We start from the raw sequence: 14,680 nt of genomic DNA on the forward strand, positions 1-14,680 counted from the left end.
GGAGCCGGGTTTGCTCGCGAGGGCATCATTTCATGCACCATCGCCGTCACGGACACAACGCTTTCGCGAGCAAGCTCAATGTTTCAAACGATCGCATCAGCCATCGGGAATACACCGCGCAAGTCCTTACCGCTCGGTTGCTGGTACAGGCTCAGGCCGAACTCGGGCAATACGGCCAGCAGGTAATCGAAAATATCCGCCTGAATGCGCTCGTAGTCCGCCCAAACGGTGGTTTGCGTGAAGCAATAGATCTGCAGCGGCACACCCTGAGCGGTGGATTGCATCTGACGCACCATGCAGGTCATGTTTCGCGCAATCGAAGGATGGCTGTCCAGATAGGCCTGGGCGAAGGCGCGGAAGGTGCCGAGATTGGTCATGCGGCGACGATTGGCCGAGAGCGCCGCGACATTGCCCTGCGCTTCGTTCCAGTGCTTGAGTTCAGGCAGTTTGCGCGCCAGATAGGCGCTCAACAGGCTGACCTGACTCAGGTGATGTTCTTCCTCGTCCGTCAGGAAGCGCACGCCACCGGAATCAATGTGCACGTCACGCATGATCCGTCGGCCACCGGCCTGCTGCATGCCACGCCAGTTCTTGAACGAGTCGGACATCAAGCGCCAGGTCGGAATCGAGACAATGGTCTTGTCGAAATTCTGCACCTTGACCGTGTGCAACGTGATGTCGACCACGTCGCCATCGGCACCCAGTTGCGGCATTTCGATCCAGTCACCCACGCGCAGCATGTCGTTGCTGGTCAACTGCACACTGGCGACAAACGACAACAGGGTGTCCTTGTAGACCAACAGGATCACCGCCGACATCGCGCCAAGCCCCGACAGCAGCAACAGCGGCGAGCGGTTGATCAGAATGGCGACAATGATGATGGCGCCGAGCACGTACAACAGCATTTTCGCCAGTTGCACATAACCCTTGATCGAGCGGGTGCGCGCATGTTCGGTGCGCGCATAGATGACCAGTAGGGTGTCGAGCACGGCGCCGATGGCCATCACCAGCGACAACAGGGTGAAGGCCAGGGCGATGTCACCCAGGATGGTTTGCAGCTTTGGGCTTAACCCCGGAATGATGTTCAAACCGAACTGGACGATCAGCGACGGGATGATTTGCCCGAGGCGCAGAAACACTTTGTTGTTGTGCAGATCGTTGATCCAGCGCATCGACGCCTGACGCCCGAGCAACCGGACGCCTTGCTGGATCAGAAAGCGACCCAGACGCCCCAACAGCAGCGCGACGAACACCAGCACCAGCAATGTCAGCGTGGCGTTCACGTAAGGATGATTGTCCAGCGAGCGCCAGAACTGCTCAACATTGAGCCAAATCTCTGTGAAATTCATCGGTTTGATATTCCTGTACGGCGCAGCCCTTTCCTTGAGTGAGAGAGGGGGCGGCTGAGGGAAAAACGTTGCGAAGGCTGCGATTGGCGGTTGTTTTTCAATCGCGGGAGAAGCGATTCAGCAAGTCCATCAAGGTTACGCAGCAAGCGAATAAGCAACTTGATTTTTTGCGAACAAAAGTTGATGGATCACGAACGTGGCATTGACGGGTCAGGCGCTGCGCAATAAGTTCTGCCGCGCCCGGGCAAGCCTCTGGCCGCTAAATCATGCGTAAAAACGGCTGGGCCCGGCGTTGTGTTCTAGGCTGAGCCAACCGACATCCCGCAATGGGTGCTTCTCAGGAGAACCACGATGGAAGAGAAACCGCTGCTCACGTTCAACAGCTCAAGGGCGTTACTGGACGTGTTGATACGCGCCGGCTTGATCACGGTTCTGGTGCTGTTCTGCTACGACATCTTTCATCCGTTTCTCAACGTGATGCTCTGGTCGCTGATTCTCGCGGTCACCCTCTACCCACTGAACCAGATGCTCGGCGCCAAGCTGGGTGGGCGTGACGGTTGGGCGGCAGTGATTCTGGTGATTCTCGGGCTGGTGATCCTGATGCTGCCGTTAAGCTTGCTGGGTGCCTCGGTGGCGGACTCGGTGCAAACCGGCATCCACGCGGTGGAGAATGGTCAGTTCGAAATTCCGCCGCCACCGGCCAACGTCGAAAACTGGCCACTGATCGGTGCGCCGTTGTATGGCATCTGGCTGCACGCCTCGCAGGATTTGAGTTGGGCCTTTCACCAGGTCGCCCCACATCTGAAAGACTGGAGCAAGGTTGCGCTGCACCAGGTAGCCGGCGTCGGCACCGGCATTGTGGTGTTTATTCTGGCGCTGATCTTTGCCGGGCTAATTATGAAAAACGGCGAGCGCGGTCAGCGGACAGCCGTCGCAATCACCAGTCGTGTCTCCGGGCCGGTGCGCGGGCCGCAGATTGCCGAACTGTGTACCGCGACGATTCGTGCCGTGGCGCAGGGTGTGGTCGGGATTGCGTTCATTCAGATGCTGTTGATCGGTGTGGCGCTGGTGATCATGGGCATTCCGGCAGCCGGCGTGCTGGCGCTACTGGTGTTGCTGCTGGGCATCATGCAATTGCCGGTTCTGCTGATCACGCTGCCGGTGGTGATCTATGCATTCGCTCAGGGCGGTGTCAGTGCCAGCACGATTATTTTTGCGATCTGGATGATCATCGCCGGGCTTTCTGACAACGTCCTCAAACCGATGCTGCTAGGGCGCGGTGTGGCCGTGCCGATGCCGGTGGTGTTGATCGGCGCGCTCGGCGGGATGATCACCAGTGGCATCATCGGCTTGTTCACCGGGCCGGTGATTCTGGCGATCGGCTACGAGCTGTTTATTGGCTGGGTGTATCAACCTGCCGAAGCCGTCACGCCATTGACGCAGACCGTTGAGGAACATTCGCCTTGAGCGCCCACGGTCAGTAGCTGATCCATCACTTTTTTTACGGCTAAGGATGCAGGCAATGTTTCTGTTACGCAGCGGTGCCATCGAGGGCTACAGCGCGCTAGTGACCGAACTGGGTCACAACCCGGTAAGTCTGCTGCTTGACGGCGGCATGGTGGTGGCGCAATTGCGCGAACCGAACAGTTATCTGTCGTATGAAAAAACCGCAGACCTGCTGGATGACACCGCACGTCATTGTCAGGAACCGCTGTTCGGTTTGCGGCTGGCATCAAGACAGAATCTGCTCGCCATTGGCGACGTGGCCCTGTCCGGCAGCCGCCAACCCACCGTGGGCGAGGCATTGAATTTCGCCCGCCAATACTTGTACCTGCACGCCAGTGGCTTGCACCTTGAAGTCAGTCGACGGGGCGAGCGTGCCGAAATCAGGTTCAAGTTCGACTTCACCAATGACCTCGGCCTGCAGCAACTGAGGCAGCTCAGCGGCGCGCACCTGTTCAACGCGGTGAAAATTCTCACGGGCGCCGACAGCCCGCAGATTCGTTTGCACTTGCAGCAAGGCACCTTGAAAACGCCGGGTTGGTCATTTGCCGACGTCTACGGAAAAGTCCGTTTCGACAGCACATTTGACGGCGTCAGTTTTCCTTTCGAATACCTCAAGCGCTCGCCGTTGGCCGATGAGAATTTGATGCGTGAACACTGGATCAGCCGCATGCAGTCGCTCAAGACTCAATACCCCGACAATCTCCGCGCGCAGGTGTGTCACCTCATCGGCAGCCTGCTCAATACCGGTGAATGCAACATCGACGCCGTGAGTAATTCATTGGGATTACAGCCCCGGGTATTGCAGAAACGCCTGAAGGCAGAAAACAGCAGTTTCAGTCGTTTATTGCAGGACACACGCCTGGAAATCGCCAAACAGAACCTGCTGCACGATAAGACCAGCATCACCGACCTGGCGCTGAATCTGGGCTATGCCGACGTCTCGGTGTTCAGCCGCCATTTCAAACAATGGACGGGCGTTTCTCCGCGCAACTGGCGGGCACAACAACTGTTGGCAGAGGAAATCTGACAACCGTTCATCGCTCAACTACGCTGCCTTACGTATCCCTCACAAACAACTGTGGCGTAAGGAAAAAGGCGCATGCGAAGCAGGCTGCTGGCTGTATTAATAGTGGTTTTCGCGATGCTCTGGACGGGGTCTGGCTGGGCGCTCGACGCTGCGGCAAAAGCGGAAAATGATGCGGTAGAGCTCAAGGTTGCGAATCGCAGCATCATGCTGTTTCGCGCAACCATTCTGGGCGAGGCGCCGGCCTCGCGGGTCAAAAGGGCGAAAATGGTCATCAGTGAAGCGCTCGATGAAGACGCCGAACTGAACATCAGCATCGATTCGATCCAGAACAGTTACATGGTGCTGCTCGGCAACAAGCGGGCATTCATCGTTTCACCCAACGATGTCGACAGCCTGCAATATTCCTCGGTGCAGCAGGCCGCCGAAGGTGCGGCTGAAAAACTGCGTCAGGTGGTCTCCGAGACCCGTGAAGCGCGCAGCATGGATCTGATTGTCAGGTCGCTGGCCTTGGCGGCGGTGGCCACTGTCATCTATGTCGCGTTGTTGTGGGCGCTGGCCTGGATGCGCCGCCGCTTGTTGAAAAAACTCCCCGAACTGATGGATCGCCACACCAAGGCGTTGAAGGTCGGGCGGGTGCAGGTGATCGACGCCAATTTCCTTTATCCCTTGGTCAGCCGTTTACTGTTGGTGCTGCGCTGGCTGGTGATTTTGCTGCTGACCTATGAGTGGTTGGGCTTTGTTCTGTCGCGGTTTCCCTACACCCGGCCTTGGGGTGAAAGCCTCAACAACTACCTGTTCGAACTCGCCGACTATCTGCTGCAAGGCATCGTTGGCGCCGTCCCGGGATTGGGCGTGGCATTGGCGATTTTCTTTATTGCGCGCGGCGCTACTGCGTTCACCCGGCGCATGCTGCGGCGCATGTCGACGCCGGGCACGTTCAGTTGGCTCAATCACGAAACCCTGCAACCGACCCAACGGCTGACGTCGCTGGCGATCTGGTTGTTTGCGCTGGCGATGGCTTATCCGTATCTGCCCGGCGCCGGTACCGATGCGTTCAAGGGCTTGTCGGTGTTGATCGGTCTGATGATTTCCCTCGGTGCGACCAGCGTGGTGGGGCAGGCAGCGGCCGGGTTGATCCTCACGTATACCCGTACATTGCGCCCGGGCGAGTTCGTCAAAATCGGCGAATACGAAGGCACGGTCACCGAGTTGGGCATGTTCACCACGCGTATTCGCACGGGGCTTGGTGAAGTGCTGACGCTGCCCAATTCACTGATCACCGGCACCGTGACCAAGAACTACTCGCGCACCGTGCAAGGCCCGGGTTACGTGGTCGACACGGTGGTAACCATCGGCTACGACACGCCTTGGCGGCAGGTCGAAGCGATGCTGCTGGAAGCGGCCAAACGCACGCCGGGGATTCTCGAAGACCCGGCGGCGCAGGTGTTTCAGACCGCGCTGTCGGATTTCTATCCCGAGTACCGATTGGTGGCGCAGGCGATTCCGAGTCAGCCACGGCCACGCGCGGTGCTGTTGAGCATGCTCCACGCCAATATTCAGGACGTGTTCAACGAGTACGGCGTGCAGATCATGTCGCCGCATTATCTGGGCGATCCGCAGGCCGAGAAGTGGGTGCCGCGAGAGAAGTGGTTTACCTCGCCGGCGCAAGAACCGAAGGATCAGTGACCGTCGCTGCAAGGGAGTCCGCACCATGCTCGATTTTGTCCTTCACGCGTTACGCGCTGATCCGGAAATCGCCGTGTTTCTGGCGATCGCGCTGGGCGTATTTGTCGGGCGCATTCACATTGACAGCTTTCATTTGGGCTCGGTGGCCGGCGCGCTGTTGATGGGTTTGCTGATCGGCCAGATCGGTCTGGAAGTGCCGACGGGGTTGAAGTCGGTGTTCTTCGTGATGTTCATCTACGCCGTCGGCTTCAAGAGCGGGCCGGAGTTTTTCGGCAGCCTCAATCGCGGCACGCTGAAACTGGTGTTGTTGTCGGTGGTGTTGTGCGCGACGGCATTGGTGGCGATTCTGGCGATGTATTGGCTGTTTGATTTCGACGCCGGTTTCACCGCCGGACTCGGTGCCGGTGCGCTCACCGATACGGCGATCATGGGCACCGCGACCAGCGCGATCAATCAGTTGAATCTCGACGCGGTATCCGTGGCGAAACTCAACAGCCACATGGCGATTGCCTACGCGATCACCTACCTGTTCGGCACCATTGGTTTAATCGTGTTTGTCGGCAGCATTGCGCCGAAGTTGCTCGGTGTGAATCTGCGCGAGTCCGCGCGTGAACTGGAGCTGGAACTGGGGATCGCCAAGGAAGAAGAGGCGATCACTGTGCCGTACACGAGAATCGTTGTGCGTGCGCATCAGGTGGCGAGTAACGGCCAGGCCGATGGGCAGCGGATCATCGACATCGAAAAGCTGCACGAATCGCTGACGGTCGAGCGCGTGGTGCGCGCCGGGCAGGTGATCGAGCGTGATGAGAACTTTGTGTTGATGGCGGGGGATGTGGTCGGTGTGTATGCCTTGCGCGACGCGGTGGGCACGCTGAGCCATTGGGTCGGGCCGGAGATCGATCATCCTGAGTCGCTGTCGTTTCCGACCCGTGAGGTGGACATTGTGCTGACCTCGGCGGAGTTCGCCGGCAAGACGATTCATCAGGCGAAAAGCCGTTTAGCCAATGAAAACCGCCTGGGCTGCTTCGTCAACAACATCACGCGTCAGGGCTATGACTTGCCGCTGTTGCCGAACACGGTGTTGCGCCGGGGGGATGTGATTACGTTGACCGGGCGCACCGCCAGCGTCGAAATGATCGCCAAACGGCTGGGGCGCATTCGCAAGAACAATTACAAAAGTGACATCGCCATGCACACGCTGGGCATGGTCGTGGGCTCGTTGATCGGCTTGCTGTCGACGCACATCGGCATGATCCCGGTGGAGCTGGGTATTGGCGGCGGGGTGTTGGTCGCGGCATTGGTGATCGGCTGGTACAACTCGCGCCACCCGGAAATCGGCGCGTTGCCACCGGCGGCGCAATGGGCGTTTTCCGAGTTCGGCCTGACCGCGTTTGGTGCGGTGGTCGGCCTGCTGGCCGGGCCAGCGGCGTTCGCGGCGATGAAAGAGCAAGGGCTGGCGTTGTTGCTGTCCGGCGCGGTGGTGACGATCCTTCCGCCGCTGGTGGCGCTGTACTTCGGTCGCTACGTGCTGCGCTTGCACCCGATGATTCTTTTTGGCGCATTGGCTGGGGCGCAGACAGAGGCGGCTTCGATGAACAAGATCATTGAGCAGTCCGGCAGCAATACACCGGTGATTGGCTTCACCGTGTGTTATGCCATTTCCAATGTGCTGCTGGCGGTGTGCGGGCCGATCATCATCTTTGTGGTGGCGGGCTGAATTTCCCCAGAGCTACCTACACACCACCTTGAAGCTCCCCATTCCCTGTGGTGTGTCAGTGGAATTGGATTTGATGGCTGGCTGGGGTCAGCAGAAGTGCAGATTTTCCTGGGTAACCCGCTTTCCTTGTGGTGAGGGGATTTATCCCCGACCGGCTGCGCAGCAGTCGTGAATCCAGTGCATGCGGTGTGTCTGATGTACCGGGATTGCAGGTTTTGGGGCCGCTTCGCAGCCCAACGGGGATAAATCCCCTCGCCACAGGGTTTGTAGCGTGTCAGTGGAATTGGGTTTGATGGCTGGCTGGGGTCAGCAGAAGTGCAGATTTTTCTGAGTAGCCCGCTTTCCTTGTGGTGAGGGGATTTATCCCCGACCGGCTGCGCAGCAGTCGCAAAGCCATTGCATGCGGTGTGTCTGATGTACTGGAATTGTAGGTTTTGGGGCTGCTTCGCAGCCCATCGGGGATAAATCCCCTCGCCACAGGGTTTGTGGTGTGTCAGTTGAATTGGGTTTGATGGCTGGCTGGGGTCAGCAGAAGTGCAGATTTTCCTGGGTAACCCGCTTTCCTTGTGGTGAGGGGATTTATCCCCGATCGGCTGCGCAGCAGTCGTGAAGCCAGTGCATGCGGTGTGTCTGATGTACCGGGATTGCAGGTTTTGGGGCCGCTTCGCAGCCCAACGGGGATAAATCCCCTCGCCACAGGGTTTGTGGTGTGTCAGTGGAATTGGGGTTGATGGCTGGCTGGGTTTCGCAGAAGTGCAGTTTTCTGAGGTGACCCCCATTCCCCTGTGGTGAGGGGATTTATCCCCGACCGGCTGCGTAGCAGTCGTGAATCCATTGCATGCGGTGTGTCTGATGTACCGGGATTGCAGGTTTTGGGGCCGCTTCGCAGCCCATCGGGGTTAAATCCCCTCGCCACAGGGTTTGTAGCGTGTCAGTGGAATTGGGTTTGATGGCTGGCTGGGGTCAGCAGAAGTGCAGATTTTCCTGGGTAACCCAGCTCTCCTTGTGGTGAGGGGATTTATCCCCGTTCGGCTGCGCAGCAGTCGTGAAGCCAGTGCATGCGGTGTGTCTGATGTGCGGGGATTGTAGGTTTTGGGGCCGCTTCGCAGCCCAACGGGGATAAATCCCCTCGCCACAGGGTTTGTGGTGTGTCAGTTGGAATGGGGTTGATGGCTGGCTGGGTTTCGCAGAAGTGCAATTTTCTGAGGTGACCCCCATTCCCCTGTGGTGAGGGGATTTATCCCCGATCGGCTGCGCAGCAGTCGCAAAGCATTGCCTGCGGTGTGTCTGGTGTACCGGGACTGCAGGTTTTGGGGCCGCTTCGCAGCCCATCGGGGATAAATCCCCTCGCCACAGGGTTTGTAGTGTGTCAGTTGGGATGGGGTTGATGGCTGGTTGGGGTTCGCAGAAGTGCAGTTTTCTGAGGTGACCCCCATTCCCCTGTGGTGAGGGGATTTATCCCCGTTCGGCTGCGTAGCAGTCGTGAATCCAGTGCATGCGGTGTGTCTGATGTACTGGAATTTTAGGTTTTGGGGCTGCTTCGCAGCCCAACGGGGATAAATCCCCTCGCCACAGGGTTGGATGTGTTCTCAAGGGTTGGGGTGTGTCTGGAGGACAGCCTTTGCTTGTGGTGAGGGGGATGGACTGAGAGCTTGGGGGTTAGAAGCCACTTTCGCGCATTAGCACCGCCAATACATGCGTTGCACCATCGGCCAGCAAACTGCGCCGTTCGCCTTCGATTTTCAGATGCCCACGGGTTTCGCGCAGGGTGGGCATGGGTTCGTCGAGTTGGATCAGTACCTGAAACAACGCGCTGCTCGGGATCAACGAGTGCTCGGCAGTCGTGGTGGGTACCGGGCCGCCGAAGCGTGACGAGAGCATGCGGTGGGACAACTGGCTCGCGCGGGTGCTGCCGATTTGCAGGACGCGGCCGCTACGTGGCGTGGTCTGGCCGTCAGGGTAGAAGCGTACGTGGTCGCCGATAGCCATGCGGTGCACTTGATCCTGCGCGACATACGCATCCACCTGCCAGCTGCGCGGGTCAACCAGCATGCCCAGCGACTCTTGACGACCGACCCATTGCCCCGGTTTCCAGTCCGGGTTGACGTCCAGCCACACCCCGGCAAACGGTGTTTGCAGATTCAGCCGGGCGATTTCCGAACGCGCCGCGCGGGCTTCTTCGAATTGCACGTTGAGGCGCTGACGGGTCACGGCATCCTCAGCCAAACCACCGGGATCGGCGATCAGCCCGGACAGCCGGGCCTCATAGCTACGTGCATTGGCTTCACTGCTGCGTACCCGCGAGGCGATGTCCGGCTCATCCAGCACCACCAGATTGGTGCCAGCCTCGACCGGGCCATCGGCGTGAATCGATTGCAGCCGCGCCGGGTAGGGCGCGTAAACGCGCATCTGATGCTCTGCCCGCGCCACACCCACCGCATCGATCTGCGTGCGCCATGGGATCGCCAGCCCCGCCAGAATCGCCAGCAACACCAGATACAGTTGCACCTTGCGCCGGCTCGGCACCGCCGCGCGGTGCTTCCACCAGTGACCGAGTTCGCGCATGACGGGCAGGGCGATAAACCACGACAGTTCGACCATGAACAGGAAAATCCCCAAGACCTTGAAGAAGAACAGATAGACCGCCAGCGCGATCCCCAGAAACAGCACCAGACGGTATATCCAGGTGAAAATCGCAAACGTCACCAATAGTCGCCGCTGACCGGTCGGAAACGTCTCGGGCCAGTCCTCGCGCAAACCGAGCAGATTGCGCCGCAACGTCACCCGCGCCAGTGCCGAAGCACGCTCATGCAGATTGGGGAAATCAAGCAAATCGGAAAGAATGAAGTAGCCGTCAAAACGCATGAACGGGCTGGCATTCAACGCCAATGACAGCAACCAACTGGTGGTCGCCAGATACAGCAAGGCATTGCGCAGCGCCCCCGGATCGCACACCGCCCAGCCCAGCGTCGATAACCCGGCCAGCGACAGTTCGGTGATGATCCCCGCCGAGGCAATCGCCAGACGCTGCCGCGAACGGCTGAGTTTCCAGCTCTCGCCGGTGTCGGTATAGAGCATCGGCCACATCACCACAAATGCGATGCCCATGTGCCCGACGCGCAAGCCCAGCCGCGTCGCGACCAAGGCATGCCCTAGTTCATGCAGAGTCTTGGCGACGATCAACGCCAAGGCAAAACTCAACAGGCCTTCGGTGGAAAACGACTCGACCACCGCGCTGGTAAATGTGTCCCACTGCTGCAACACCAGAACGATGCCGAGCAGGCTCAAACCGAGCACGAGCATGCCGGTGAGCGGATGAAACAGCCAACCCAACGCCTTCGCCAGATGCTGTAAATGTTGTTGCGGGCGTAGCAGCGGAATGCGGAAAAACAGGTAATGGTGCAGCCACCAGCGCCAGGTCAGCCAGCCGCCTTCTTCGCCTTTGGCTTTAAGCTTTTCCAGCGCCGCCGGGCCGGCACGCAGCAGCTGATGCTGTTCAAGAAACTGACGGAAATCGAGAATCTGTTCGACGTCGGGTTTGAGCGCCGTGCCTTCAGCAATCTGCTCGCTGATCTGCCGGGGTGATTGGCCCCAGCGCAGCAGGCACTCGAATTCCAGCCAGCCGATGCGGTAGAAACGATTGATCACCGTGTCTTGAATCACCCACGCCGGTTCACCGTTGCTGCCATCGGCAGCCTCGCTCAGGCGCAGGTCTTCACGCAGCGGGGGCAGGGGCAGATCGGCCGGATCGAGCATTACCAGCCACTCCACGCCCGCATTGTCGCCAGTGGTCGACGCAGCAAGTAATAACCGAGCATCACTCGACCGCCATACAGTTTCGCGGTGCCGTGCAAGCCCAGTCGCGCGTGTTCCGGTGCGCCGTCGATGCTCGCCAGCAAGCGATAGGCGACCACGCCTTCGTCACTCGGCCGTGCCTGATAGCTGGTTTCAAGGATCTTGCCCTTGAGCGGCGTCAGCGGATAAGCGGTCAAAAACAGCGTCACTTCGGCGCCCGGTTCCAGCGCGATCGCGTCGGCTACGGCCAGTTGAATCAGCATCGCCGGTTGCGTCGGATCAGCGACTTGCATGATGCGTTCGCCGGTCACCACCGGTTTGCCCAGCCAATCGTTGGGATCGCTGAACACCGCAACACCGCCTCTCGGCGACAGGACTTTGGTGCGCTTCAACTGCGCGGTGACCGCCGCCAGTTCTGCGCGCCGTTGCTGCGAGCGGCCCTCAAGCAGGGTCAATTCGCTTTTGCTTTGCGGGTTGTCGAACGCGCGTTGACTGGCCGCCTGCAACTCGGCATCGGCCACCGCGACTTCCTTGCCGAGCACTTCGGCGCGACTGCGCAATGTGGTTTCGTCGAGGGAAAACAGCAGCGTGCCGGCATCGACTGGTTGATTGGGGCGAACCTCGATCTTCTCGATCACGCCATCGATGGGCGAGCTGATGATCTGTGCCTGGCGCGAGACGATTTCGGTCGGCGCCAGCGCGGTTTGTCGCACCGGCAACAGCAGCAGGGCACCGAGCACAATCGCGGTCAGCAGCAATTGCTTACGACTGGGCCGCCAGCGATTGAAACGCTTGCGCTTGGTCAGCGCCGCCCAGCAATACGCCCAGGTACCGACCAGACCTTTAAGGTGCTGCCACAACACCGCCGGCGGTTCCTGTTCCAGCAGCAACAGCAGCAAACCGAGGCGCTGCTCATCGCGATCCTGGATCGGCACGCACCAGACGCCCGACGGCCACCATTCGCCCCAACCTTCGGCGATGTCGGCCGGTGCGTCGACCGTTTCCTGCGTCAGCCACACCGGTTCGCCAGCAGGGACTTGCGTGGCGATCCAGCGACTGGCGCGGCGCAGCCACACCAGGTACGGCGAGTCTTCACTGGGCCGGGACAATCCCGAGACGTTCAACAACTCCAGTGATGATTCACGCTGGGCAAACACCAGCGCCTGATGAAATTGCAACAACGGATACAAGTCGTTGGCCATGCTGAATGCCAACGCGTTGAGCGATTCGGCCGCCATGGCCTTGTCGCGCAGCGCGTCGAGTTCGAGCAGCAGGTGAGGGTGCGGCAGTTGCTCGTTCATGGTCATGGTTGCGCAGCTTGATCAAATTGCGCCGTGCCGCTCATGCCCGCCATCAAGTCGGGATATTTGTTGTCGAGGCGCGCTTCGAGTTCGACGGTTTGTGCCACCGCATCGACGCGCGAGTTGATCCCGCTGACATGCGCGGGATAGGTCTTGCCGGTCTCATGAATGCTGACTTGCAGCGGCAGGCCGGGTTTCAGATTTTTCAGCAGATTGGACGGCACGTTCAAACGCACTTTCAGCGCGCCATCGCTGACCAAATCAAACAATGGCGTACCGGCGGTGACGGTCTGATACGGCTTGACGTACACCTTGGCGACGCGCCCGGAAAAAGGCGCGAGCACTTGGCAATAACTGCTTTGCGCGGCACCCATGGCCCGCGCGCCGTCGGCCTTTTGCACTTCGGTGTTGGCCATCGACACTTCGATATCGCCAACGGCATTGAGTTGGCGCAGTTGCTTTTTCGCCTCCAGATTCTGTTTGGCCATGGCCAGTTCTGCCGCCGCGACTTTGGCCCGCGCTTCGGCCTCGTTGCAGTTGAAGCGAGCGAGCAGTTCGGACTTGCCGACCTGTTCGCCGAACCCGGCTTTCAATTCGCCGAGGGTGCCGCTCATTTGGCTCGATAGTGTGGTTTCCAGCTCCGAAGCGAGCAACACACGAATGGCGCTCGCGCTTTCCAGGGACGGGGCCGAAGGTGCGTCTTCGGCGTGGGCATTGACGATCAGACTGGCCAACAACAGAACCCCGAAACGGGGTTCAAGGGCGATTTTGCGCATTCGGCGTTCCTTGCGAAGTGACGAGCAGGCGTTGCTGTTCTTGTTGGTTCAGGGTGCGCTGGATTTCCCGCGACAGGGTCTTGATGTCGTGTTGGTCGATTTCCTTCGGCAGCACATCGAGGCCGACCGAGTTGTACATCCGCCCCCACGCCGCTTGAGCACTGGAGAACGCCGCTTCACGCTGATAACGCGAGAGCAGATAACGGCCTTCGGAGCGGATCACTTCCAGCTCCGAGCCAAGTGCGCCGGTCTTTGCGGCTTGCGCATAGTCGAGCAGGCTGCGGTCGACGCGCAGACTGTCTTCAGCAAACTCCACTTCCTGACGCGCCAGTTGATAGCGCAGGGTGCCAACGCGCACTTGCGTGAGAATCGCCATCGACAGCGCCACGCGGCGGGTGTCATCGGTTTCGCTCTGGGATTTTTCTGCGGCGTTCAACGAAGGCAGTTGCAGCAAGCGCAGCAGGTTGGTCGACACTTGCAGGCCGGTGCTCATCCAGTCGTTGTTGTAGAGGTATTTGTTCGAGTCGTATTTGTAGCCGAAATCGACGCTGACGTTCGGCCACAGCTGCGCTTTGGCAATCTCCAGATCCTTCTGGTTGACGCGTTTGCGATACCACTCTTCCATGATTTCCGGGCGGTTCTCCAGCGACAGCTGTTCAAGCTGCGCCATGCTCTGACGCACTTCCGGCAGCGGTGGATCGGGCACGTCAGCCAGCACCATTTTCGAGCCCGGTGGCAGCGACATCAGCGCCGACAATTCGGCCTGGGCGAACTCCAGATCCTGACGGCGCACGGTCAGCAAGTAGATCGAGTCGAGGAGGGCGCGTTGATAGGCGAGGATCTCCTGACGCGGCAACAGGCCGCGGGTTTCCGCTTCTCGCGCGGAGGTCAGCGCGGTGTGGGTGCGCATCAGCAGTTTGTCGACTTCCGGCATCAAACGTTGCGCGCCGAGTGCTCGCCAGTACGCGTTGCGCACATCCTGCAGGACGTTTTGCGCGACTTTGCGCCGGCGTTCTTCGGCCATCAGAATCTGGTCGGATTTCTGTTGCGTGCGGTAATAGGCGACGCCGAAGTCCAGCAGGCTCCAGCTCAAACCGAGGCCGTAGACTTCGCGGTAGCGTTCCTCTGACGTCGATGGCCGCAAGCTGACCTGACGATCCTCGATGCCGATTGAGGTGCCGCCGGAGTCGTTGTTTCGTCCGGCATAACCGGCCGAGGCCACCAGTTTTGGCAGCATTTCATGGCTGGACACGTCGCGCAGGTCTGAGGCCAGCGCGCTCTCCATCAGTTTCAGTCGATAGTCGAGGTTGTATTTCAGCGCTCGGGCTGCTGCGTCGTAAAAGGTGATCGGCGCTGTGACCGGTTCCTGCCCGGAGTACATGCGCGACTGATCGGCAATGATGCGTTGGCGGTTTTCCTCGTCGGTGGAAGGTTTCGGTTCCGTCGACGAACAGGCACTGAGCAGCAGTGCGGAGGCGATGGCGGTACTGAGAAGCCGGGTCGCGTTTTTACGCATGTTCATT

9 protein-coding genes are annotated in these 14,680 nt (G+C 59.6%); 4 read left to right on the forward strand and 5 right to left on the reverse strand.

Annotation, left to right across the window (positions count from 1 at the left end; all coding sequences use genetic code 11):
- Positions 1–83: 83 nt before the first annotated feature.
- Positions 84–1,349, reverse strand: a complete 1,266-nt coding sequence (locus ACIOMO_RS02410) for a mechanosensitive ion channel family protein (RefSeq protein WP_282351649.1) — start codon at positions 1,347–1,349, stop codon at positions 84–86.
- A gap of 351 nt (positions 1,350–1,700) precedes the next feature.
- Here ACIOMO_RS02410 and ACIOMO_RS02415 point away from each other — a divergent pair, with 351 nt between their 5' ends.
- The 4 genes from ACIOMO_RS02415 (at position 1,701) to aspT (ending at position 7,285) form a co-directional block, all read left to right on the forward strand.
- Positions 1,701–2,816, forward strand: coding sequence for an AI-2E family transporter (locus ACIOMO_RS02415; protein WP_401237820.1), 1,116 nt, complete (start codon positions 1,701–1,703; stop codon positions 2,814–2,816).
- Between the two features lie 55 nt (positions 2,817–2,871).
- On the forward strand, positions 2,872–3,882 hold the full coding sequence (locus tag ACIOMO_RS02420; RefSeq protein ID WP_401237821.1) for a helix-turn-helix domain-containing protein: 1,011 nt from the start codon (positions 2,872–2,874) through the stop codon (positions 3,880–3,882).
- Positions 3,883–3,954: 72 nt separating this feature from the next.
- Positions 3,955–5,568, forward strand: a complete 1,614-nt coding sequence (locus ACIOMO_RS02425; protein ID WP_401237822.1) for a mechanosensitive ion channel family protein — start codon at positions 3,955–3,957, stop codon at positions 5,566–5,568.
- A 25-nt stretch (positions 5,569–5,593) separates the two neighbouring features.
- Positions 5,594–7,285 carry an aspartate-alanine antiporter gene (gene aspT / locus ACIOMO_RS02430; protein WP_401237824.1) on the forward strand — a complete coding sequence of 564 codons (1,692 nt, stop codon included), beginning with the start codon at positions 5,594–5,596 and terminating at the stop codon, positions 7,283–7,285.
- 1,659 nt (positions 7,286–8,944) lie between these two features.
- On the opposite strand, the gene ACIOMO_RS02435 is transcribed toward aspT, so the two are convergent.
- From ACIOMO_RS02435 to ACIOMO_RS02450, 4 genes are read right to left on the reverse strand one after another with little or no spacing between them, the layout of a single operon-like run.
- Entirely contained in the window at positions 8,945–11,041 is a 2,097-nt protein-coding gene (locus ACIOMO_RS02435) for an HlyD family efflux transporter periplasmic adaptor subunit (protein ID WP_282351662.1), read from the reverse strand.
- Positions 11,041–12,387, reverse strand: a complete 1,347-nt coding sequence (locus tag ACIOMO_RS02440) for an efflux RND transporter periplasmic adaptor subunit (protein WP_401237826.1) — start codon at positions 12,385–12,387, stop codon at positions 11,041–11,043. Before ACIOMO_RS02440 ends, ACIOMO_RS02435 begins: the two co-directional genes overlap by 1 nt.
- Positions 12,384–13,157, reverse strand: a complete 774-nt coding sequence (locus ACIOMO_RS02445; protein ID WP_401237828.1) for an efflux RND transporter periplasmic adaptor subunit — start codon at positions 13,155–13,157, stop codon at positions 12,384–12,386. Before ACIOMO_RS02445 ends, ACIOMO_RS02440 begins: the two co-directional genes overlap by 4 nt.
- Complete coding sequence (locus tag ACIOMO_RS02450) at positions 13,138–14,673, reverse strand: TolC family protein (protein WP_053120049.1); 1,536 nt, start codon at positions 14,671–14,673, stop codon at positions 13,138–13,140. Before ACIOMO_RS02450 ends, ACIOMO_RS02445 begins: the two co-directional genes overlap by 20 nt.
- Between the last annotated feature and the right edge of the window lie 7 nt (positions 14,674–14,680).

The sequence above is a fragment of the Pseudomonas sp. NPDC087804 genome, assembly GCF_044742965.1.
Classification (GTDB): Bacteria; Pseudomonadota; Gammaproteobacteria; order Pseudomonadales; family Pseudomonadaceae; genus Aquipseudomonas; species Aquipseudomonas rustica.